Genomic DNA, 22,017 nt, shown 5'->3' with positions numbered 1-22,017 from the left:
ATTGCACACATAAAAAAAAGAAGGGGAAGCCCTTCTTTTTTTATTATTCAACCGAGAAAATAAAAGAATACAGCGGCTGTTTGCCGTTATGCACCTCAACTTCTACATCCTCATACTGCTCTTCAATAAAGGAGGTTACCGCTCGTACTTCATCGGCGCGGGCATCTTCTCCATAAAGAATTGTGACAATTTCCGATTCTTCATCCAACATTTCTCGAAGCAGAGAGATCGCCGCCTGTACTTTATCTTTATTCGTTAATACGATCTTGCCATCCGCAATCCCCATGAAATCATCTTTGGCAATTTCAATGCCATCAATATTCGTATCGCGTACAGCAAAAGTAATTTGTCCTGTTTTCACATGTCCGAGTGCCGCTGTCATAGCTGATTGGTTCTCTTTGATTCCCAATTCCGGGTTGAAAGCAAGCAAGGAAGCTATTCCTTGAGGTACCGTTTTCGATGGAACAACGATCGCGTCCATCTCCACCACTTCAGCGGCTTGCTCTGCAGCCATGACGATGTTCTTGTTATTCGGTAAAATGATGACTTTTCTAGCGTTGACTTTTTCAATCGCTTTTACGATGTCCTCCGTGCTCGGGTTCATCGTTTGGCCGCCTTCGATGACCTCGGCTGCCCCGATGCTTCTAAACAATTCAGCAATTCCTTCCCCCATGGCCACGGTTACAACGCCATATTCCTGCTTTTCCGCTTTGCGCGCAGAGGTTGAGGAAGGTGCCGCATCCCGTTCGATGATATGGCTGTGCTGCTCGCGCATGTTTTCGATTTTCATGCTAATTAAACTGCCGTACCTTTGCCCGTAAGTTAGCACCTCACCAGGCTGTTCGGAGTGAATATGAACTTTAGCGATTTCATCATCCGCAATGACGAGCAATGAATCGCCGAATCGGCTTAAATCAGCGCGAAAATTCTCTTCGGAAAAAGGATGCTTGGCTACCTTATCCTCTTCAAACCGAACCATAAACTCTGTGCAGTAGCCAAATTCTATATCTGCTGTATCCATAAAGCTCTGCACGCTTTTATGATGCTCAGCGCTGACAAGCTCTTCCATATCCGGAGAAAGCCCTGGAACTTCAGGCAAGTCCTCCCCCTTTAACGCAGCAAGAAAGCCCTCATATACTAACAGAAGCCCTTGGCCGCCGCTATCGACGACTCCCACTTCTTTCAGCACCGGCAAGAATTCAGGCGTGCGAGCCAATGAAGCTCTAGCCTCTTCCACTAGCGCTTCCATCACAGCAACGATATCCTTCTGCTTTTTGGCCACAGCAACTGCTTTATTGGCCCCGTCTTTAGCAACAGTCAGAATCGTCCCTTCCACCGGCTTCATCACCGCTTTATAAGCTGTTTGCATTCCCGCTTCGAACGCATGAGCAAACTCCTTGCTGTCCACTGCTTCCCGATGCTCAACCGCTTTTGCAAAGCCGCGGAACAGCTGGGATAAAATGACGCCAGAATTGCCGCGCGCTCCCATCAGCAGACCCTTTGATAAAGCAGCTGCCGTCTTCCCGAAATGTTCGCTCGCGTATTGATGAACTTCTTTCGCCCCCGAAGTCATAGATAAATTCATGTTCGTTCCTGTATCACCGTCAGGAACAGGAAAAACATTGAGAGCATCTACCATCGCAGCATTTGCTGCCAGGTGGCTTGCTCCCATTTTTACCATGTCGGCAAACCGCTTCCCATCTAATGATGTAATTGACACAAATCTTTCCTCCTCACACTATGGGTTCGTTACCCGAACCCCTTGCACAAATATATTTACCGAATCAACGGATAGACCGACTGTTTGATCAAGCGTGTATTTAACTTTTGATTGAACATTGTTGGCCACTTCAGAAATTTTCGTTCCGTAACTTACAATAATGTACATATCAATGTAAACTTGATCTTCCTCTTGTCGGACGACTACTCCTCTAGTGAAGTTTTCCCGGCGCAATATATCGGTAATTCCGTCTTTTATTTGATTCTTAGATGCCATGCCGACGATTCCATAGCAGTCTACTGCTGCTCCGCCCGCAATCATAGCAATTACATCGTTAGAGATATCAATTTGCCCGTACTTTGTTTTCAGCTCAATGGCCACTGAAACCCCCCCTTTTTTATTTGGTGCTAAACTAAAGACATTTTACTATACTTGCTGTGGTTTTAAAAGTCATCTATTGTCCGCATCTTATCATTTCAAAATTCTGCTGATTGTGTCAAGGCTTTTTTCTTGAAAGACTTCAACAGAAGTATTGCATTCAAAAAAGTTGTATGGTAAATTATTAAGGTATCTTTTAGAATATAATGAAGTGTTGAAACCTATGTATTTTCAGCTTCAATGATGAGGAGTGAATAATATGCCTAAAAAGTGTGTTGTGACAGGTCGTAAAGCTCGTTCCGGCAACGCTCGTTCCCACGCTATGAACGCCAACAAGCGTACTTGGGGTGCTAACCTTCAAAAAGTTCGCATTCTAGTAGATGGAAAACCTAAACGCGTTTGGGTTTCTGCAAGAGCATTAAAATCCGGAAAAGTTGAGCGTGTATAATACTCTCAAAGTGAAAAGCCCAACCGCAATGCGGCTGGGCTTTTCACTTTTGCCTCTGATTATCTATTCTCACCTAAATCGACATCACTTTTTCAATGTGCCAAGCATTGCACGAACTAATCCGCCTAGAAACTTAGGCAATTTAATGGTATAAAATTTCATGAATGCCACCCCTCCATATAGAAACTGCTTCAATCATCAGCGCTTCTTACTACCAATAATATGCCAGCTGCAAATGAAAAAGTACCACTTTCTCCAATTAATTCATTGCTTACATATAATGTTGAACCAAATTGAACAGTATGATTTGTCAGCGGATATTTAAACCCCGTTAAGGTAAAGCCTGTCACTTCGGAAGAAAGCGGAAAAAAGGAAAAATACTCTTTACTGTCATTCTGAATAACATGATAGCGACCCGGGCGACGAAGGGAAATTCGATTGCGGCGATCGATGATTTCGATGTCCGCATCGGCATTGATCATTTTTTCGTTCATTAACAGACTGAGCGTGCCAAAAAAATGATCCAGCCGGCCGCCAGTTGCTCCAAAAATCGTGATCTTTTGCGGCTCATGTTTCAGCGCCCATAAAAGAGCAATTTCCAGATCCGTTTGATCTTTTTCAGACGGAAATCGCTGAATCTGATCGGCTTTGAGTATTGTCTTGATTCGTATCCACTCAGCATCTGTGATGGAGTCAAAGTCCCCTATAGCCGCTTGCGGCACAATCCCTCTCTCCAGCAAATAAAGATTTCCTCGGTCTACCCCCACCCAGCACACGTCTTCATTATGATATGTATTCAAGTCGGCCAGTTCTGATTCGGGGCCGCCGCCGACAATCGCTATTCTCATCTTTCTCCTCCCTTTACAGAAAATAAATAGAGCGCCCGCAGGCAGCTCCATTTACACAATTTCAACCGTTAAACAAGGCTTGCAGAAGCTCTAATTTCTGCAATTGCCTGCTTGCGATCGTCTTTATTATAAATAGCAGAGCCTGCCACTAAAATATCAGCGCCAGCCTGTGCGCAAGCTTTCGCCGTTTCTGCATTGACTCCTCCGTCAATCTCGATGGCTACATCCAGTCCCTTCGCGTCAATTATTTCCTTCACCTGTCGGATTTTTGGCACGACGGAGTGAATAAATGACTGGCCGCCAAAGCCTGGATTGACCGTCATTAGAAGAACCATATCAATATCTTCTATTATATAGTCAAGCACAGCGGCAGGGGTTGCAGGATTGACCACTACCCCCGGTTTCACCCCATAAGAGCGAATCAATTGAACCGTTCTGTGGAGATGCGGACAAGCTTCTGTATGAACGGTGATATAATCCGCCCCCGCTTTAGCAAAAGCCTCAATATATTTATCGGGATTTTCAATCATTAAATGCACATCAAGCGGGAGCTTCGTAATCGGACGGATCGCTTCCACAATAAGCGGTCCAATCGTGATATTCGGAACAAAATGTCCATCCATAACATCAACGTGAATGATATCAGCTCCACCCGCTTCAACCTCTTTAATTTCCTCTCCCAGCCGGGAGAAATCAGCAGATAAAATAGACGGTGCAATTTTGACCATTTCTAATACCTCGGCTTTCTCTCTTTAATTTCTTCCATAAATTGCAAATAATGCTGATAGCGGTACAAAGGCAGTTCTTCATGTTCCACCGCAGCCTTGACTGCGCATTTCGGTTCATTTACATGCAGACAGCCTCTAAACTTACATTGCCCGCTCACTCTGACCATCTCCGGAAAGAAGAAAGGAAGATCGTTCCCTTCAATATCTGTTAAATCCAAGGAACTGAATCCAGGCGTATCGGCAACGAGCCCTCCTTCAGCGCTAATTAATTCCACATGCCTGGTTGTATGCTTTCCGCGGCCAAGGGAATCGGAAATTTCATCTGTCTTTAAGCAGAGCTCTGGACGGAGAGCATTGAGCAAGGAGGATTTCCCTACTCCCGACTGTCCTGCGAACACCGAAACTTTATGAGCTAAGCAGTGCCGCAGCGGATCAAGACTTGATTCGTCGGCTGTAGATGTTAACAGAACCTTGTAGCCGAACGAGCGGTATTCATCTGCAAAACGAAGAATATTCTGTTTATGTTCCTCTGACAGCAAATCCATTTTAGTGATGCAAATCAGCGGTTGAATATGCTTAGATTCAATTAATACTAAAAACCGGTCAAGCAGCGCTGTACTGAAATCGGGGCGGACAGCTGAAAAAACGAGAATCGCTTGATCGACATTGGCAATAGGCGGGCGGATCAGCTCATTCTTTCGCTTATGAATAGCCAGTATATATCCTTCCTGATCATTATCAGCTTGGTACTCCACATAATCACCGACGAGCGGAGAGACTTTCTGTTTGCGAAAAACCCCTCTGCCGCGGCATTGAATGAGACGATCTCCGGCTAATACATAATAAAATCCGCTCAACGCCTTTACTATTCTTCCTTCTGGCATTACATTCCTCCTCGTTATTCTTCCTTATTATCAGGGTATGGAATCGTTTCATCCATAATGACCTTCTGATCACGAATGACTTTATAGCCGGCTTTTGTTCCTTTAGCGATGATTAATTCCAATGTTTTTTTCGTCTCTCCTTGAATCATCGTTACTTCATACGGCTCCGTCATACTGTGATTCATATCCTCAATGTAGATCTGCACTTCCTGCACTTCCCCTTCGACTTCAGGTTCATAAGGAATGGTAATTTCTTTTGTGACGGTTTTGGGCGGTATTTCTTTCGCTCCTTTAGATACCGTCACTGCCACCCGGTCTCCGGCATCGAGCTTTGTTCCTGCTGCCGGTGTTTGGGAAATGACAAGCCCTTTGCTGACCGTATCGGAATATTCTTCCCTGCTGATCACAATATCCAGACCGGTAGACTCCGCATAATCATTTAACGATTTTTCATTATAATCCGTTAAATCAATAAGCGGAATTTTCTCCGGACCGGCGCTAACGGTCAATACCATATCTGTTTCATCCGGAATCACTTCTTCTTCTGCATCCGGACTTTGCTCAATAATTGTTCCCGGTTCACTGTCATCATAAGCGGTTTCTTTTGCAATCGTTTTGAATCCGGCCTTTTTCAATTCTTCTTCTACTTCATTAAATGATTGGCCGCGATAATCTTCAAGCGTAAATGTTTTTTTCCCTTTGCTTAAATAAATATTGATCTTCGCCTTTTCCTTCACTGTTCTGCCGGCTTCCGGATCCGTTTTAATAACTGAGCCTTCCGGGAGATCTTCATGGAATTGCTCATACGTTTTGTTAATAGCAAAACCTTTTGTCACTAATTCCGATACAGCTTCGTCTAATTTCTTTCCGCTGACGTCCGGGACGCTGACCTCTTTTGGACCCAGTACTCCTGGAATAAATACGGCAGCTAATATCGATAAAGCGGCAAGCGTAGCAATAACTGAAATAATCATAGGCCATTTTTTCTTTTTTTTCTTCTTTGGAGCTCCCTCTGGCTTACGGTCTTGTTTCACGCCAGAAACCGGATGAACCATCGTGGTTTGGGGGTCGTCCATCTGCTTAGCACTATCCTTGATAACCGGCAATTGTTTCGTTTCTTCTTGATCATCATTCACTATAAATTTCGGCTCATTGACGCGCTCAGGATCCAAAGCAGTGGATAAATCCTGAAGCATTTCATCAAGATGCTGATAGCGGTGAAACGGATCTTTGGCTGTGGCCTTCAGCACTATATTCTCCACACTTTGCGGAATCGACGAATTCCACCGTTTCATTGGAGGAGTTTCTGTCTGCAAATGCTTTAAGGCAATGGAAACGGCTGATTCTCCTGAAAACGGGAGCTGCCCCGTCAGCAATTCAAACATCACGATGCCAAGCGCATATATATCCGACTTCTTTGTTGCCATTCCGCCCCGAGCCTGCTCTGGTGAAATGTAGTGCACAGAGCCTAGAACAGCGTTGGTTTGAGTGATGGATGTGGCACTCAATGCCATCGCGATGCCAAAATCGGTTATTTTCACATTTCCATCATGGTCTACTAAAATATTATGAGGCTTGATGTCACGGTGAATGATAGAATTATGATGAGCAAACGCCATGGCGGATGCAAGCTGCTTCATAATTTCAAGTGCCTTTTCCACTGAAATTGGAGAAAGCTGATGAATATATTGCTTCAATGTCATGCCATCAACGTATTCCATCACAATATAATTGATGCCTTCTTCTTCTCCCACATCATATATATTGACGATATGCGGATGAACGAGACTGGTAGCTGATTGCGCTTCCCGCTGAAACCGGCGGATAAACTCATCTTCATTGGCGAATTCAAAGCGCAACACCTTGATGGCTACGTCCCTTTCCAAAATGACATCTTTAGCTAAGTAAACATTAGCCATTCCGCCGCCGCCGATCATTTTGATAATTTTATACCGGCCGCTTAATCGCTTTCCTATTAACATAAATTCTCTCACCCGCTTTCAAGGCCAGCAGAATGTTCGAGAATAACAAGAGTAATATTATCTTCCCCGCCGTTCTCATTTGCCTGTTGAACAAATAAATCAGCTTTTTCCTCTATGGAAAGATCGGTCTGCAGAATGTCTTGCATATCTTGCCGCGCCAGTTTATTCGATAACCCATCCGAGCAAAGCAGCAGATAATTTCCTTGCTCGAATGTAATCGTGTAGTAATCTGCCGTCACATGAACATCCGTGCCAAGCGCTCTCGTCAGCACATTTTTTCGCGGATGGTGCTCCGCTTCTTCCTTTGTAATCTCGCCTGACTTCACCAATTCATTAACAAGCGAATGATCCTCTGTCACTTGTGCAAAGCCGTTTTCGTTAAATAAATAACAGCGGCTGTCACCAATGTTGGCAATGGTACAAAAGCGATTTGTGCATAAAGCGGTCACTAAAGTTGTGCCCATGCCATTGCATTCTTGATTGTCTCGCGAATGCATCAAAATTCTTTCGTTAATCAAATTAATCGTTGATTTTAACCATTCCTCCGCATGGCTGGCATCTTCAATAGGACTGGCCTGCTGCCATTGGACCCTCATCGACTCAATTGTGATCTGGCTGGCAACATCTCCCGCATTGTGACCGCCCATGCCATCAGCTACAATAGCTAGGCAGTCCGAAGAAGAGTTAAAGAAAATCCCGCCATTATCTTCATTATGAGTACGAATTCGGCCTTTATCTGTCCGGAAGACAGAATTCATATGAACTCACCTCGTTTCTTCTGTCCGCTCTTTTGCGCGGAGCTGTCCACATGCCGCATCGATATCATGGCCCTGTTCCCGACGAATCGTCACATTAATTCCATGCTTCTTCAGCGCTCTTTCAAATTCATGAATTTGCTTTTTAGGCGTTCGCACGTAGTTACGTTCCGGAACGTAATTCACCGGGATTAAATTGACGTGACATTTTAACCCTTTAATGAGCCGCGCCAATTCTTCGGCATGTTCTACCGTGTCGTTTTCACCGCCAAACAGCCCGTATTCGAAGCTGATTCTGCGCCCGGTCTTTTCCACATAATAACGGCAGGCTTCCATGAGAGCAGGCAGCTTATACGCTTTATTGATCGGCATCAACTTCGTGCGAAGCTCTTGGTTGGGAGCATGTAAAGAAACGGCGAAATTGATTTGCATATTTTCATCAGCGAATTGATAAATCTTCGGAATGATTCCGCTCGTCGACACGGTGATATGGCGCGCTCCGATGTTCAATGCCTTGTCATGATTAATAATTTTTAAAAAAGCGAGCATTTGATCGTAATTATCAAATGGTTCACCAATTCCCATTATGACAACAGAGCTCACTCTTTCTTCCGTCTGATCGAGCGCCTGTTGCACTTTGACAACCTGAGCAACGATTTCACCCGCTTCTAAATGCCGTTTGAGCCCTCCTAAAGTGGAAGCGCAGAACGTGCATCCGATGCGACAGCCTACTTGTGTTGTAACACAGACAGAATTTCCATATTCATGCCGCATTAATACTGTTTCAATGGAATAGCCGTCATGCAGTTCAAACAAGAATTTAATCGTTCCGTCTGATGATTCCTGCTGAACGAGAGTTTTGAGCGTAGTGATGGTAAAGTGGGCCGCCAGCTTATCTCTTAACGCTTTTGATAAATTGGTCATCTCCTCAAAAGTGGCTGCCCGCTTTTTATAAAGCCAGTCAAAGATTTGTTCCGCCCTAAACGGCTTTTCGTTTTGCGCTTGCAGCCAATCCTTTAATTGCTGCAGCTGCAATGAATAAATGGAAGGCAGATGTGGCTGTTCGGTTGCTTTGTCTCTTGTTGTTTTCGTTTGTTCCATTACTGCACCTTCTTTCTAAATTTGCTGATGAAGAATCCGTCTCCGCCAAAGTCCTGAGGAAGTATTTGCAGCCAAAAGCCATCCGCTAACGCTTGAATGGATGGAGGCAGCTTTTCCAATTCAGCCGGCTCAAAGTCCCGCTGTTGCGAGAGAAACGCGCGGACTGTTCCCTCGTTTTCTTCTCTATCGGTTGTGCATGTACTGTACACAAGCACGCCCCCCTTTTTCAATAGCGGGGCCACTGCGGCTAAAATCTCTAATTGCACCTTCTGTAAAGATTTCAGATCCTCTTTTCGTTTGGCATATTTAATATCAGGCTTTCTTCTCAGCACTCCCAGTCCTGAGCATGGAGCATCAACCAGTATCCGATCGAAGCTTTCTGCTTGGAAATATCCCCTTGCTTCACGGCTATCCAATGCTTTCGCTTCAATATTATTTAAACCAAGCCGCTCAGCGTTATCATTGATCAGCTTTATTTTGTGATCATGCAAATCCAGCGCCACCACTTTCCCGCTCGATTCTAATTTTTCCGCGATGTGGGTCGTTTTTCCTCCTGGAGCGGCACAGGAATCCAGCACTATATGTCCAGATTCAAGGTCGAGTGCGTAAGCTACAAGCATGGAGCTAACATCCTGAATAGTGGCCAGTCCCTCTTTATACACGGTTGAACGGGCAATATTCCCCTTCATAATATGAAGGGCCTCTGGGATAATGGGACTTTCCGCCACTTCAAACCCTTCCGTCTCAAGCTTCTGCTGGACTTCTTCACGGCTAGCCTTGGCGGTATTCACTCGGATAGATTGTACGGGCGCTGTTAAGTTCACTTCGCACATTTCTTTCGTCTTTTCCAAGCCAAACTGAGCAATCCAGCGTTTAACGAGCCAAAGCGGGTGGCTGGTTGCAATGGATATTCTCTCTGCGTCATCCTTGATTTGACCGATATCCGGCAGCCCCTCTCTCTGCACGGAACGGAGCACGCCATTTACGAGCCCGCTGATGCCTTTATGGCCTCTTGCTTTGGCGATTTCCACTGCTTCATGAATAGCAGCTCTATCAGGCACTTTATCGAGATAAACGATTTGATATAGGGACAGACGCAGCAATTGTCTGACCCATGGCTCCACTTTCTTTTTTAAAAACGGGGATAGATAATAATCGAGCGTCATTTTGCGCTGAATCGTTCCATAAGTGATCTCGGTCAGCAAAGCTGCATCGCGGCCGGAAAGGCTGTTTTTTTCAATGGCTGAATGCAATAAAAGATTGCTGTATGACTGGTTCTTATCCACCGCTTCAAGTATGTCGAGCACGATTTCACGCACTTGTTTCTTCCGTTGTTTCATATTATTCTCCTAACTTTTTGCCGGCAGCAAGGTCCGAGCCGGCGCCTCTTAAATACTGGGAAGCGGACATTCGTTTTTTCCCGGACGGCTGCAATTCTGTCACTTTAATGGCTGTACTGTTTCCTGTGCTTACAATAAATCCGTCTTCTTCAACAGCAAGAACTGTACCCGGCTCCGCGTCCGCTTTGCTTGGCACTTTCTCCCCCCACCAGACTTTTAATATTTTTCCGTCAAGCACAGTGTAAGCAACTGGCCAAGGGTGTAATCCGCGAATATGGTTGTATATGTCTTCACCGTTTTTTGACCAATCAATCTTTTCCTGCTCCCTTTTAATATTCGCCGCAAAGGTGGCCTTCTGATCATCCTGCTTCATCGGATCAATTTCTCCTGAAAGAATTTTCGGCAGCGTTTCCGCTAATAACCGCGAACCGGCTTGACTTAATTTATCATGCAAGCTGCCCACATGATCCGTTTCTTCTATTATAACCTCCGCTTGACTAATGATATCCCCCGCATCTAACTTTTCTGCCATATACATGATCGTAATGCCCGTCTTTTCTTTCCCTTGTAAAATGGCATAATGGATGGGAGCGCCTCCCCTCAGTTCCGGCAATAGCGAGGCATGAACATTAATGCAGCCGTATTGGGGAGCCTCCAGCAGCTCCTTTGGCAAAATTTGTCCGTAAGCGGCTGTTACGATGATATCAGGCTGCATTGCGAGGATTTGCCGCAGTTCCTCTGATTCTCTTAATTTTTCAGGCTGCAAGACCAAAATTCCATGTTTTTCTGCTTCGGCTTTGACCGGCGGAGGCGTCATGACCCGCTTTCTTCCCACCGGCCGATCCGGCTGCGTCACCACCGCTTGAATATGGTAGTCTTCTTGAATGAGCCTTTGCAGCACAGGCACAGAAAAATCGGGCGTACCCATAAATACAATATTCGTCATTCTGCCCCCTCCTTTTCTAGCTTTTCTTCCTCTATATACTCTTCTACCTTTGCCGTGAATAAAATCCCGTGAAGATGATCGATTTCATGCTGAATCGCTCTCGCCAAAAAGTCTTGGGCTTCCAATAAGAAGTAACGGCCTTTTATATCCTGCGCTTTCACTTTAATATAGGAGGCGCGAGTCACATAACCGTATACGCCCGGAAAGCTCAGGCAGCCCTCCACATCCGTTTGTTTTCCTTTAGATTCCACGATTACCGGGTTGATGAGCGTAATAAAGCCCACTTCAGGATCCGTCTCAACGACCGCTACCTGGAGATCAGCGCCGACTTGCGGAGCCGCCAGTCCAACCCCGTCCGCTTGAATCATCGTTTCATACATATCTTTTACCAGCTGTTTTAGTTCTTTATTAAAATCTCTCACACGCGCACATTCTTTTTCTAGAATATCCGCCGGATAATGTACAATAGGTAATTTCGCCAAAAAACAGTCCTCCTCCGTTGCTTCGTGATGGATTAATTTTTCACATCATCATATATGGATTCACATCTACTGCTACTTGCAAATCTTTATCCTTATATTGCTTTGTATAATGCTCCGTGACGGTTTTTAATAAGCCTTTCAGCTTCGGTTCCCGTTTGTATTTTATCAAACATTGGTAGCGATATCTATCATTGATCCGGGGAATAGGCGAGGCAACAGGGCCAAGAATTATCGCTTCTTCAGAAACATGAGATTGAAGGTATTGCGTAATTTTTTCCGTTACGGATGAAGCGGTCATCACATCAGAATGACTGACCGTCACGAGGGCCAAATAATAAAATGGCGGATAATGCCCCAGTTTCCTGATCATCATTTCCCTCTGGTAAAATTGATCATAATCCTGCTGTCCAGCCAGCTGAATGCTGTAATGCTCCGGAGTATAGGTTTGAATAATCACTTCCCCGAGCAGCTGATGGCGACCGGCCCGGCCGCTTACTTGGGTCAATAATTGGAACGTCTTCTCCGCAGAGCGAAAGTCCGGAACATGCAGCATGGTATCCGCCGTGAGTACACCAACTAAGGTAATATTAGGAAAATCCAATCCTTTTGCAATCATTTGCGTTCCTAATAAAATATCGGCTTTTCCTTCTCCAAATTGCTGGAGCAGCTTTTCATGCATCCCTTTTCTGCTCGTTGTATCGACATCCATCCGAATCACCCGCGCTTGCGGAAGCAGCTTGCCAAGCTCTTCCTCAACCTTCTGTGTCCCCGTGCCAAAATAGCGGATATAATCGCTTCCGCATTCTGGACACCGCACGGGAACGGGCTCTTCAAATCCGCAATAGTGGCACTTCATCCGGTGACTGTAGCGATGATAAGTCAAGGAAATATCGCAATGAGGACAGCCGGCAACGTAGCCGCAATCACGGCACATAATAAAAGAGGAATGGCCGCGTTTATTTAAAAACAGCACCGATTGCTCGCCTTTCTCGAGTCTATCTTGCAGTTTATCAAACAAGGCTCTTGAAAACATGGAGCGATTGCCCGCCCGCAGCTCCTCTCTCATATCGACAATGGATACTTCCGGCAGCTTCTGGTCATTCATTCTCCTTGAAAGTGTCAAAAGTTTATAGACGCCCTTTTGCGCTCTTGCGAAGCTTTCAAGAGAAGGAGTGGCGCTTCCTAAAATCACCGGGCACTGATAGTAGCGGGCGCGCTGAATTGCCGTTTCTCTCGCATGATAACGCGGATTTTCTTCCTGCTTATAACTTGTTTCATGCTCTTCATCAATAATAATAATACCTAAATTTTCAAATGGCGCAAAAACAGCCGATCGCGCCCCCACTACAACTTTCACTTCTTTGCGCTGAATCTTGCGCCACTCATCATATTTCTCCCCTGCTGATAATCCGCTGTGCAGCACAGCTACTTCATCGCCAAACCGCCCTTTAAAACGGTGAACCATTTGCGGAGTCAATGAAATTTCAGGGACAAGAACAATCGCTTCCTTGCCTTCTTCAAGAACTCGCTGAATCGATTGCAAATAAATTTCGGTTTTCCCACTGCCCGTGACCCCATATAAGAGAAAGGTGTCATGCCTCTTTTCTTCGATTGATTGAAGAATAGGCGCAATAGCCTTTTGCTGCAGCTCTGTTAAAGGAAGCGGCTCCGTTTTTTCAAATTGCCTATGGGCGTAGGGATCCCGATACATTTCCTGATGAGTCTCGCTCAGTATCCCCTTGTTTATCAATGTCTTTAATGTTTGATTGGAGGCCCCTGTAGCTTCCATAATCTCTTTTGCCGGCACCGAAAGTTTCTCTGTCTTTAATAAATAATCAAGCACCTTTTTTTGTTTGCGGGCATTCGGAGCAAGACGCTGAAGATAGCTGATCATCTCCTCCTGCGAAGCCGAACAGCTGATCAATCGCATCATTTTCTTTGCGCCTTTACTCTTCACCTTGTAGACGAGCTCTATTCGATCTTCCTTCACTTCTTGGCGAAAGACTCGCAATAAGCCTGTTTCAGCTGCGGTTTCCCATGTGACCTCGGCTTGTCCTTCAAAAAGCTTAGCCACCTCTTGAGCGGCCGGCTCCCTATCATTCCGCTTGCGAAATACTTTTTCATATTTCGCTTTCATCGCGGACGGCAGCATCGCTTGATAGGCGGAAATTTTAAAGCATAAAGCGGAGGCGGTCAGCCAATCAGCCAGCGCCAATAACTCCTCGTTTAAAACAGGAACAAGGTCCATCGGTTCGATCAGCTCTTTTAATTTTTTCACATCGGAGCTGCTCTTCACCTCTGTGACAAATCCCTGAACGCGTCTCGGGCCAAATGGGACGATCACCCGCATGCCCGGGTGGATTAATCCAGACCATTGTCCGGGAATGAGATAATCAAAGGGACGGTCGGTCTGTCTGGCAGCTACATCAACGATGACACTAGCTACTTGCATTCCTTCTCACCCGGCGCCAACTCCGCCACCGCCTCCCGCAGAATTTCCTGCGCCGCTTCTTTCTTCGTCATTAACTGGCACTCTTTCGCAGATCCGTCCCGCTTGTAAATCGTAATAATATTTGTCTCGCCGCCAAAGCCGGCCCCCTTTGTTTTCACATTGTTGGCAACGATCATATCCGCATTTTTACTAATCAGCTTTCCTTTCGCATACTCTTCCATGCGATCGGTCTCAGCAGCAAAACCGATCAGCAGCTGATGCGTTTTTTTCTGCCCCAATATTTTTAATATATCCTTTGTCCGCTCCATTTCTAATACAAGATCTCCCTCTTGCTTCTTCAGTTTATCGCCATGAACGGTTTTGGGCCGATAATCAGCCACCGCAGCTGCCTTAATGACAATATCAGCGTCAGAAAACCTCTCCATAACCGCTTGATACATCTCTTCCGCACTTTGAATGCGCTGAATTTCCACTCCCGCCGGCTCTTTGAGTGAGACAGGGCCGGATATTAAAGATACATTCGCTCCCATATCGCGGGCAGCCTCCGCAAGAGCATACCCCATCTTACCCGATGAATGATTGGTTAAAAAACGGACGGGGTCTATCGCTTCCCTCGTCGGTCCCGCTGTGATTACTACATTTTTATTTTTTAGCGGCTGCTCTTTTGCCGCGGAAAAAAAATCCTCTATTAAATGAACAAGTGTTTCCGGCTCCTCAAGCCGGCCTTTGCCTACATAGCCGCACGCCAAAAAGCCTTCATTCGGCTCGATAAATCGATATCCAAACTCATCCAGCCTAGCCATATTCCGTTTGACAGCCGGATGCTCATACATATGCACATTCATCGCGGGAGCAATCCAAACAGGAGCGGCAGCCGCCAGCAAAGTGGTCGAAATCATATCATCCGCAATCCCGTTCGCTAATTTGCCAATCATATTCGCCGTAGCCGGCGCCACTAAAATCAAATCCGCCCAATCAGCCAAATCAATATGAGCGATCACTTGCGGATGCTTTTCATCAAAAGTGTCGGTATATACATCATGTCTGGAGAGTGCTTGAAAGGTGAGAGGGGTGACAAACTGCTGTGCGGAAGCGGACATAATCACTTTCACCCGCGCCCCTCCCTGTGTGAGCTTGCTTGTCAAAGCCGCCGCCTTATAAACGGCTATTCCTCCTGTGACACATAACAAAATCTTTTTACCCTGCAGCATAACGAACCTCCCAAAATCAGATTAGTTTCTTCGTCCATTTCTAGCCTTCGAAACTTTTCGTGTAAAAAAATAACAACCTTCCAAAAGGTTGTTATTCTTACTGTGCTGTTAGACTTCATCCTCATATGTTTCGCTATCGTCTTTTTCTTTCAGCGTTAACTTATCTGCATAGATTTCCTCAAGCGCTCTTCCCACATATTTGTGTGATACGTAAGATTCAAGCATTTGTGTTGAATGATCTTCCTGCAAGCTGCGGGCACGTTTCGCCGCAACACTTACTAATGAATATTTCGAATCGATCTTAGTCAATAAATTATCAATTGATGGGTATAGCATCTCATTCACTCTCCAGCATTTTATTATAACGATGCTGCACGCGTTCACGGCGGCAATGCTCCGCCACTACAATCGCTTTAATTTTGCTGCATGCATGTTCAATTTCATCGTTTTCAACAACATAATCATAAAGCTCCATCATTTGTATTTCTTTGCGTGCTTTCTCCATTCTTCCTTTAATAACTTCTTCGCTCTCTGTACCGCGGTTCGTAATGCGGCTATGAAGCTCTGAAAGGCTTGGAGGCGCAAGGAAAATAAATAAGCCCTCCGGGAACTTGTCGCGAACCTGCTTAGCGCCCTGCACCTCAATCTCCAGAAATATATCTTTCCCGGCATCCAGCGTTTCGCGAACATAATCGACCGGCGTGCCATAATAATTGCCGACAAACTCTGCGTACTCAAGCAGTTTGCCTTCAGCAATTAACTGTTCAAACTCTGCTCTTGATTTAAAAAAATAATCGACTCCATCTACTTCCCCTTCACGCGGAGCGCGGGTCGTCATGGAAATCGAATATTCAAATTCCACATCCGGCTGCGAAAAGATCTCTTTTCGCACCGTTCCTTTCCCTACGCCTGAAGGTCCTGATAGAACGATCAGCAGCCCTTTTTCCTTCATGGTTTTCCCAACCCTTCTTCTGTTTCTTCCTCTTTAGAAATAATGCGCTGCGCCACCGTTTCCGGCTGAACAGCCGACAAAATAACATGCCCGCTATCCATCATAATCACCGCTCTCGTTCGCCTGCCGTATGTAGCATCAATCAGCTTCTCCCGGTCACGCGCCTCCTGCATCAATCGCTTAATAGGAGCCGATTCCGGACTGACAATCGAAATAATCCGGTTGGCCGAAACGATGTTCCCGAATCCAATATTGATCAATCGAATGGACATAAGCTTCCTCCATTATACCGCTTATATAACACCGGCTTATTCGATATTTTGCACCTGTTCTCTCATCTTTTCCAGATAAGTTTTCAACTCTACAACTTGCGAGCTAATCATCGTATCATTGGCTTTAGAGCCAATCGTATTCACTTCCCGGTTCATCTCCTGGATCATAAAGTCCAGCTTTCTCCCGATCGGCTCCTCCAGTTCAAGCGCCTGCCGAAATTGCTGAATATGGCTTTCCAGCCGCGTGCATTCTTCATGAATATCGGCTTTATCGGCGAACATTGCGATCTCGGTTAAGACCCGCTCTTCATGAAAAGGGGCAGTCATCCATTCAGACAGCCGGCGCTCCAGTCTTTTCTTGTAAGCATCTAACACGGACGGCGCCTGCTTCTTAACTGTCGTCAGCCGCTCTTCCAGATTGGCCAGAAGTTTGACAAGATCTTTTTTCAGCTCAGCTCCCTCCGCTTGCCGCATCGCCAACAAGTTCTCGGCCGCCAAAGTGACAGCTTCTAATACGAGCTTCTCGACTTCTTCATTCTCATCTTCTCTTTCCTCAATGGAAATGAATTCCGAGCGGTGTAATAAATCCTTTAATTCGGGGTGGCCCACTAGCTGAAATTCATCGGATGCTTTCTCCATCAGCTGCACATATTCCTTCATTAAAGACCAGTCCGCATGAAGAGTCCGGTGAATAAGCCCTTCCCCTTCAATCGTAATAAATAATTCCACGCGACCTCTATGTATGTATTGTGCCAGCTTTTTTTTAATTTTATCTTCTATCTTCATTAATTGTCTGGGCATTCGCACTTGATATTCACTGAAGCGGTGATTGACCGACTTCATTTCCGCCGTTACGGCATGATCAGCTGATTTTACCTTTCCTCTTCCGAAGCCTGTCATACTTACAACCATCAGCCATTCACTTCCCGTCAAATAATAAAAGGCAATAGAGTACACTCTACTACCTTTTGGATTATACCATATTTTATTTTCTTTTTCTTGCAAAAAGTGAGCCCGCCAGCAAAAATGTCGGGATCGCACCCATCCCTGCCACAAGCAGCCATTCTCTTGGAGCCAGGGCGACCGTATGAAAGATCGGCTGAAGACTGGGCAAATAAATAACCGCAACCATCAGGGCAAAGGAGGAAATAACAGCTCCGATTAAATAAAGGTTGCCGAAAGGATTCCTTGCAAAGATGGACCTCTCACTGCGGCAATCGAACACGTGAATTAACTGAGCGGTGACGAGCGTAGCAAAGGCCACTGTTTGCGCATAAGCCAATTGGTCGGGATGATTCTTCAAGACAATCCAAAATGCGAACAAGGTAACCGCACCAATCATGAATCCCCTTGAGATGATCTTCCAGGCGAGACCTCGAGCAAAAACACTTTCCTTCGGATGGCGCGGCGGCCGCTTCATGACATTATCTTCAGCTTTATCGAGCCCAAGCGCCAGCGCCGGCAAACCGTCCGTCACTAGATTGACCCATAAAATTTGAATTGGCACTAATGGCAATGGAAGAGCGAGCAGCATGGCAAACAGCATCACTAATATCTCTCCCACGTTTGAAGCTAATAAATAACGAATAAACTTTCGAATATTTTCATATATATTTCTTCCTTCTTCCACGGCTGCCTTGATTGTGGAAAAACGGTCATCCGCCAATATTAAAGAAGAGGCTTCTTTGGAGACATCGGTTCCCGTCACCCCCATAGAAATGCCGATATCCGCTGCTTTAATAGCTGGCGCGTCATTTACTCCGTCGCCGGTCATGGCCACAATATGCCCATTCTGCTGCAGTGCTTTGACAATTTTCAATTTGTCTTCCGGCGATACCCTGGCATACACCGCTGTTGTTTCTGCCGCCTTGGCAAGCTCTTTTTCTGACATTTGATTAAGCGCTTGGCCATCCAATATTTTAGATGATGGCTTGGCAATTCCTAATTCGCTGGCAATAGCTGCTGCCGTTTGGACATGATCTCCCGTAATCATAACCGTCTTGATGCCCGCTTGCCGGCATTCAGCGATCGATTGCTTCACTTCCGGCCGCGGCGGGTCAATCATCCCTTCAATCCCTATAAAAATCATGCCTTTTTCAGCTGATTCTGTTACAGGTGCCATCGCAGCCGGAAGCGGCTTGTACGCCACTGCAATCATCCGCAAGGCTCTTCGGGCAAGAGTATCCATCGCGGCTTCTGTCTGCTTTCTTAATTCTTTTGTGAAAAGCTGCTTTTTTTCATTCCACAATATATGGTCGCTTCTCTCCAGCAAAACATCCGGCGCCCCTTTAGTGACCGCAAAACGCTGGCCATTGCCATCCTTCACAATGACCGTCATCATTTTTCTTGCAGAGTCAAAAGGAAGCTCATCCTCGATTGTAAATTGGGAAAGCAAGCGCTCCTTGCTTAGTCCCGCTTTTAAAGCAGCGGTTAACAGCGCCCCCTCTGTCGGATCGCCTTGGACGGCAAACTCCTTGCCCTTTTGCTGCAGCTCAGCATGATTACAAAGCATGCCGAATGTTAATAGCTGATACAAGCTTTTTTCGGAGGAGGGCTGCACTTCCCTATGATCTTCATAGAATTTCCCGTTTGGCTCATAGCCTTTCCCGCTTATAAGCCAATGCTTTCCGCCGCTCCAGGCGTCTGTCACAGTCATTTGGTTTTGCGTCATCGTTCCCGTTTTATCGGAACAAATAACGGTCGTGCACCCAAGGGTTTCTACAGCAGACAGCTGCCGGACGATGGCTTTTTGTTTGATCATTTTTTGGACGCCCAGTGACAGCACCACCGTCACAATCGCTGGCAAACCTTCCGGAATAGCCGCGACTGCTAAAGAAACGCCCGCAAGTAGCATCGTATAAAGATCATGCCCCTGCCACACGCCCAACAAGACGACCAGCATCGTTAGAAATAGAGCCGTTGCAATTAAAATTTTCCCTAGCTGTTCAAGCCGGCGCTGCAAAGGCGTGTCCAGCTTTTCTGTTTGCTGGAGCATGGCCGCAATATTTCCCATCGCCGTTCTCATTCCGATGGCTGTCACCACTCCGACACCGCTTCCGCGTGTCACAAGAGTTCCCATGAAAGCCATGTTCTTCATGTCACCGAGCGCCACATTTTCTTCTTTTATCGGCGATGCGTGCTTTTCCGCAGGAACGGACTCCCCGGTCATTGCAGATTCTTCGATTTCCAGATTCGTTGTTTCAAGCAGTCTAACATCCGCGCCAATCCGATCTCCCGCTGTAAATTTAATGACGTCACCGGCGACAATTTCCTTAGATGCGATTTTTCTCCATTCCCCATCCCTCCGCACAAGCGACTGGGGGGCGGATAATTCTTTTAAAGCTTGGAGTGACTTTTCCGCTTTCCTTTCCTGCAGAAAACCCAGCACCCCGTTAATAATGATAATCGCCAGAATGGCAGAAGCATCCATATATTCCCCCATTAAAGCCGAGATGACGGTTGCCGCAATCAGCACCAGCACCATAAAATCTTTAAACTGGCGCAGAAACACTAGCCAGGCGGAAGGCAGCTTCGCTTGATTTAGCTCATTAAAGCCCTGGTGCTCCTGCCGTTTGAGAACCTCTTGCGCCGATAAGCCCCGCTGAACGCTTGTCTGAAGCTGAGTTTCAACTTCCTCGTGTTTCAGCTGATGAAAATTCATGTACTCACTCCCTTTAGCGAACAAACTTGTCCTTCTCATAGCAAGATTATTCAGCCGCAAGCAAAAACATGATATGATTTGAATAAAGATCTAAAGAAGAAAATTAATTGTAAAGAAAAGGAAGACAGCCTATGTCATTTGACGGTTTATTTACAAGAGCCATGAGAAAAGAATTACTGGAGCGGCTAAAGGGGGGCCGCGTGAATAAAATTCACCAGCCCTACAAAAACGAAACCGTTCTAGTCATCCGCGCCAAAGGAAAGAACCATAAACTGCTGTTGTCTGCTCATTCCAGCTATGCCAGAGTGCAGCTGACACATGAATTATATGAAAATCCGCAAGAACCGCCGCTTTTTTGCATGATGATGAGAAAGCATTTAGAAGGGGCTGTTTTGGAGGATATTCAGCAAGCGGATCTCGATCGGCTGCTCATCTTCCAATTTAAGGGGAAAAATGAAATCGGCGATGTGGCGCATAAACAGCTGTTCGTCGAGATTATGGGACGGCACAGCAATATTGTGCTGGTCGACCAGCAGAAGGGGACCATCATTGACAGCATTAAACACGTCTCTTCAGCTGTAAACAGCTATCGCTCCATTTTGCCGGGATGCGAATATGTCTTTCCGCCTGCACAAAATAAACTCAATCCATTGGAAGCTGATCAGGAAGAAATTTTGCGGCAAATTGATTTTAACAGCGGCCGTTTGGATCGGCAGCTCGTTTCTCATTTTGCCGGCCTTTCTCCTCTGATAGCGAAAGAAATCGTTCATGCTTGCGGATTGGCCAATCGAAAGACCCTCCCCGCTGCATTTATAAGGGAGCTGGAGCCGATTAAGCATCATCAGTATGAACCCGTCATCATTGAACATGAGTCTAAATCCTTTTTTTATTTAAAGGAGCTGCGCCATCTTTATGGCGAAAGAAAAACATTTTCCACACTGAGCGAGATGCTGGACCGCTTTTATGTCGGCAAAGCGGCTCGCGACCGCGTCAAGCAGCAGGCCAACGATCTTGAAAGATTCATAAAAAATGAAAAAGAAAAAAATGAAACGAAGCTGCTTAAGCTCGAGCGTACACTTAAGGATGCGGAGAAAGCTGAACGCTACCAGCTGGCAGGAGAACTGCTGACAGCCAACTTATATGCGGTGGAAAAAGGAATGAACGAAATTGAAGTCGTGAATTATTACGATGAAGCCGGCGGCAAAATCACCATTTCCCTCGATCCGAGAAAAACGCCTGCTGAGAATGCCCAAAAGTACTTCTCAAAGTATCAAAAAGCCAAAAATGCGGCGAAAATCGTTCAGGAGCAAATCGCCAAAACGAAAGAAGAAATCCTGTACTTTGATAATCTCTTGCAGCAAATTGAATCTGCTTCTCCGAAGGACATTGAGGAAATTCGGGAAGAAATGGCGGAAGAAGGATATATGAAGCAGAAAGCAGCGAAAAAGAAAAAGCCTGCACATCAAAAACCCGAGCTCGAAACGTATAAGGCCAGCGACGGCACGCTCATCGTTGTTGGAAAAAACAATAAACAAAATGATTATTTAACCAATAAATATGCCCGCCGTGATGAAATCTGGCTGCATACGAAAGATATTCCCGGGTCGCACGTCGTCATCCGGCATGAAGCACCGGCGGAAAAAACCATTCTTGAAGCCGCGAATCTCGCCGCTTACTTTAGCAAAGCTAAATCATCCAGCTCCGTTCCTGTGGACTTTACCAAAGTGCGCCATGTCAAAAAACCTAATGGGACCAAGCCCGGATTCGTTCTATACGACCATCAGCAAACCGTGTATGTCACACCCGACGAAGACTTGGTATTAAAGATGAAAGAACAGAAGTAAACTGAATCAAGCA

Annotated in this window: 21 protein-coding genes; 2 read left to right on the top strand and 19 right to left on the bottom strand. The window is 45.8% G+C overall.

The features are described 5' to 3' along the window. Positions 1-43 precede the first annotated feature (43 nt). Both CEF20_RS05590 and CEF20_RS05585 read right to left on the bottom strand, forming a co-directional pair. Complete coding sequence (locus CEF20_RS05590) at positions 44-1,720, bottom strand: DAK2 domain-containing protein (protein ID WP_100330872.1); 1,677 nt, start codon at positions 1,718-1,720, stop codon at positions 44-46. Positions 1,721-1,738: 18 nt separating this feature from the next. Further along, entirely contained in the window at positions 1,739-2,101 is a 363-nt protein-coding gene (locus CEF20_RS05585) for an Asp23/Gls24 family envelope stress response protein (RefSeq protein ID WP_100330871.1), read from the bottom strand. A gap of 256 nt (positions 2,102-2,357) precedes the next feature. Between CEF20_RS05585 and rpmB the strand changes: the two genes are divergently transcribed. Continuing rightward, positions 2,358-2,546 (top strand): 50S ribosomal protein L28, encoded by a 189-nt coding sequence (gene rpmB, locus CEF20_RS05580; RefSeq protein ID WP_100330870.1) that lies wholly within the window; start codon positions 2,358-2,360, stop codon positions 2,544-2,546. Positions 2,547-2,630: 84 nt separating this feature from the next. On the opposite strand, the gene spoVM is transcribed toward rpmB, so the two are convergent. From spoVM to CEF20_RS05495, 17 genes are all read right to left on the bottom strand, one after another. Continuing rightward, positions 2,631-2,708 (bottom strand): stage V sporulation protein SpoVM, encoded by a 78-nt coding sequence (spoVM, locus tag CEF20_RS05575; protein WP_099098601.1) that lies wholly within the window; start codon positions 2,706-2,708, stop codon positions 2,631-2,633. A gap of 29 nt (positions 2,709-2,737) precedes the next feature. Then, the gene (locus tag CEF20_RS05570; protein WP_100330869.1) at positions 2,738-3,394 is read right to left on the bottom strand and encodes a thiamine diphosphokinase; all 657 of its coding nucleotides are present in this window, start codon (positions 3,392-3,394) and stop codon (positions 2,738-2,740) included. 68 nt (positions 3,395-3,462) lie between these two features. Then, entirely contained in the window at positions 3,463-4,122 is a 660-nt protein-coding gene (gene rpe, locus CEF20_RS05565) for a ribulose-phosphate 3-epimerase (RefSeq protein WP_100330868.1), read from the bottom strand. Positions 4,123-4,124: 2 nt separating this feature from the next. Beyond that, positions 4,125-5,006, bottom strand: coding sequence for a ribosome small subunit-dependent GTPase A (gene rsgA / locus CEF20_RS05560; RefSeq protein ID WP_100330867.1), 882 nt, complete (start codon positions 5,004-5,006; stop codon positions 4,125-4,127). 14 nt (positions 5,007-5,020) lie between these two features. Then, complete coding sequence (gene pknB / locus CEF20_RS05555) at positions 5,021-6,988, bottom strand: Stk1 family PASTA domain-containing Ser/Thr kinase (protein ID WP_100330866.1); 1,968 nt, start codon at positions 6,986-6,988, stop codon at positions 5,021-5,023. 8 nt (positions 6,989-6,996) lie between these two features. Then, the gene (locus tag CEF20_RS05550; protein WP_100330865.1) at positions 6,997-7,746 is read right to left on the bottom strand and encodes a Stp1/IreP family PP2C-type Ser/Thr phosphatase; all 750 of its coding nucleotides are present in this window, start codon (positions 7,744-7,746) and stop codon (positions 6,997-6,999) included. A 6-nt stretch (positions 7,747-7,752) separates the two neighbouring features. Next, entirely contained in the window at positions 7,753-8,844 is a 1,092-nt protein-coding gene (rlmN, locus tag CEF20_RS05545; RefSeq protein ID WP_100330864.1) for a dual-specificity RNA methyltransferase RlmN, read from the bottom strand. After that, on the bottom strand, positions 8,844-10,184 hold the full coding sequence (rsmB, locus tag CEF20_RS05540; protein ID WP_100330863.1) for a 16S rRNA (cytosine(967)-C(5))-methyltransferase RsmB: 1,341 nt from the start codon (positions 10,182-10,184) through the stop codon (positions 8,844-8,846). Before rsmB ends, rlmN begins: the two co-directional genes overlap by 1 nt. A gap of 1 nt (position 10,185) precedes the next feature. Further along, positions 10,186-11,130 (bottom strand): methionyl-tRNA formyltransferase, encoded by a 945-nt coding sequence (gene fmt / locus CEF20_RS05535; protein WP_100330862.1) that lies wholly within the window; start codon positions 11,128-11,130, stop codon positions 10,186-10,188. Further along, on the bottom strand, positions 11,127-11,612 hold the full coding sequence (gene def / locus CEF20_RS05530; RefSeq protein WP_100330861.1) for a peptide deformylase: 486 nt from the start codon (positions 11,610-11,612) through the stop codon (positions 11,127-11,129). Before def ends, fmt begins: the two co-directional genes overlap by 4 nt. A 40-nt stretch (positions 11,613-11,652) precedes the next feature. Beyond that, positions 11,653-14,064, bottom strand: a complete 2,412-nt coding sequence (priA, locus tag CEF20_RS05525) for a primosomal protein N' (RefSeq protein ID WP_100330860.1) — start codon at positions 14,062-14,064, stop codon at positions 11,653-11,655. Further along, the gene (coaBC, locus tag CEF20_RS05520; RefSeq protein ID WP_100330859.1) at positions 14,055-15,275 is read right to left on the bottom strand and encodes a bifunctional phosphopantothenoylcysteine decarboxylase/phosphopantothenate--cysteine ligase CoaBC; all 1,221 of its coding nucleotides are present in this window, start codon (positions 15,273-15,275) and stop codon (positions 14,055-14,057) included. The genes priA and coaBC overlap by 10 nt, the downstream gene beginning before the upstream one ends. A gap of 108 nt (positions 15,276-15,383) precedes the next feature. Next, positions 15,384-15,611 carry a DNA-directed RNA polymerase subunit omega gene (gene rpoZ / locus CEF20_RS05515; RefSeq protein ID WP_100330858.1) on the bottom strand — a complete coding sequence of 76 codons (228 nt, stop codon included), beginning with the start codon at positions 15,609-15,611 and terminating at the stop codon, positions 15,384-15,386. 1 nt (position 15,612) lies between these two features. After that, positions 15,613-16,227 carry a guanylate kinase gene (gene gmk, locus CEF20_RS05510; RefSeq protein WP_100330857.1) on the bottom strand — a complete coding sequence of 205 codons (615 nt, stop codon included), beginning with the start codon at positions 16,225-16,227 and terminating at the stop codon, positions 15,613-15,615. Further along, the gene (remA, locus tag CEF20_RS05505) at positions 16,224-16,499 is read right to left on the bottom strand and encodes an extracellular matrix/biofilm regulator RemA (RefSeq protein WP_100330856.1); all 276 of its coding nucleotides are present in this window, start codon (positions 16,497-16,499) and stop codon (positions 16,224-16,226) included. The genes gmk and remA overlap by 4 nt, the downstream gene beginning before the upstream one ends. Before the next feature lie 36 nt (positions 16,500-16,535). Next, positions 16,536-17,411, bottom strand: a complete 876-nt coding sequence (locus CEF20_RS05500; protein WP_100332009.1) for a YicC/YloC family endoribonuclease — start codon at positions 17,409-17,411, stop codon at positions 16,536-16,538. A gap of 73 nt (positions 17,412-17,484) precedes the next feature. Next, positions 17,485-20,160 carry a cation-translocating P-type ATPase gene (locus CEF20_RS05495; RefSeq protein WP_100330855.1) on the bottom strand — a complete coding sequence of 892 codons (2,676 nt, stop codon included), beginning with the start codon at positions 20,158-20,160 and terminating at the stop codon, positions 17,485-17,487. Positions 20,161-20,291: 131 nt separating this feature from the next. Here CEF20_RS05495 and CEF20_RS05490 point away from each other — a divergent pair, with 131 nt between their 5' ends. Next, complete coding sequence (locus tag CEF20_RS05490) at positions 20,292-22,004, top strand: Rqc2 family fibronectin-binding protein (RefSeq protein ID WP_100330854.1); 1,713 nt, start codon at positions 20,292-20,294, stop codon at positions 22,002-22,004. The last annotated feature ends 13 nt before the right edge of the window (positions 22,005-22,017 follow it).

This window comes from Bacillus xiapuensis (genome assembly GCF_002797355.1).
Taxonomy (GTDB): domain Bacteria; phylum Bacillota; class Bacilli; order Bacillales; family Domibacillaceae; genus Bacillus_CE; species Bacillus_CE xiapuensis.
This window is presented reverse-complemented; position numbering and strand designations above follow the sequence as displayed.

Bases quoted from the DNA above. Each gene is read 5' to 3' on its own strand.
- rlmN (WP_100330864.1), bottom strand. From the start codon at position 8,844: ATGGAACAAACGAAAACAACAAGAGACAAAGCAACCGAACAGCCACAT.
- spoVM (WP_099098601.1), bottom strand. From the start codon at position 2,708: ATGAAATTTTATACCATTAAATTGCCTAAGTTTCTAGGCGGATTAGTT.
- remA (WP_100330856.1), bottom strand. From the start codon at position 16,499: ATGTCCATTCGATTGATCAATATTGGATTCGGGAACATCGTTTCGGCC.
- CEF20_RS05490 (WP_100330854.1), top strand. From the start codon at position 20,292: ATGTCATTTGACGGTTTATTTACAAGAGCCATGAGAAAAGAATTACTG.
- CEF20_RS05495 (WP_100330855.1), bottom strand. From the start codon at position 20,160: ATGAATTTTCATCAGCTGAAACACGAGGAAGTTGAAACTCAGCTTCAG.
- fmt (WP_100330862.1), bottom strand. From the start codon at position 11,130: ATGACGAATATTGTATTTATGGGTACGCCCGATTTTTCTGTGCCTGTG.
- rsgA (WP_100330867.1), bottom strand. From the start codon at position 5,006: ATGCCAGAAGGAAGAATAGTAAAGGCGTTGAGCGGATTTTATTATGTA.
- rpe (WP_100330868.1), bottom strand. From the start codon at position 4,122: ATGGTCAAAATTGCACCGTCTATTTTATCTGCTGATTTCTCCCGGCTG.
- rpmB (WP_100330870.1), top strand. From the start codon at position 2,358: ATGCCTAAAAAGTGTGTTGTGACAGGTCGTAAAGCTCGTTCCGGCAAC.
- rpoZ (WP_100330858.1), bottom strand. From the start codon at position 15,611: ATGCTATACCCATCAATTGATAATTTATTGACTAAGATCGATTCGAAA.
- coaBC (WP_100330859.1), bottom strand. From the start codon at position 15,275: ATGCTGCAGGGTAAAAAGATTTTGTTATGTGTCACAGGAGGAATAGCC.
- gmk (WP_100330857.1), bottom strand. From the start codon at position 16,227: ATGAAGGAAAAAGGGCTGCTGATCGTTCTATCAGGACCTTCAGGCGTA.
- priA (WP_100330860.1), bottom strand. From the start codon at position 14,064: ATGCAAGTAGCTAGTGTCATCGTTGATGTAGCTGCCAGACAGACCGAC.
- CEF20_RS05500 (WP_100332009.1), bottom strand. From the start codon at position 17,411: ATGGTTGTAAGTATGACAGGCTTCGGAAGAGGAAAGGTAAAATCAGCT.
- pknB (WP_100330866.1), bottom strand. From the start codon at position 6,988: ATGTTAATAGGAAAGCGATTAAGCGGCCGGTATAAAATTATCAAAATG.
- CEF20_RS05570 (WP_100330869.1), bottom strand. From the start codon at position 3,394: ATGAGAATAGCGATTGTCGGCGGCGGCCCCGAATCAGAACTGGCCGAC.
- rsmB (WP_100330863.1), bottom strand. From the start codon at position 10,184: ATGAAACAACGGAAGAAACAAGTGCGTGAAATCGTGCTCGACATACTT.
- CEF20_RS05550 (WP_100330865.1), bottom strand. From the start codon at position 7,746: ATGAATTCTGTCTTCCGGACAGATAAAGGCCGAATTCGTACTCATAAT.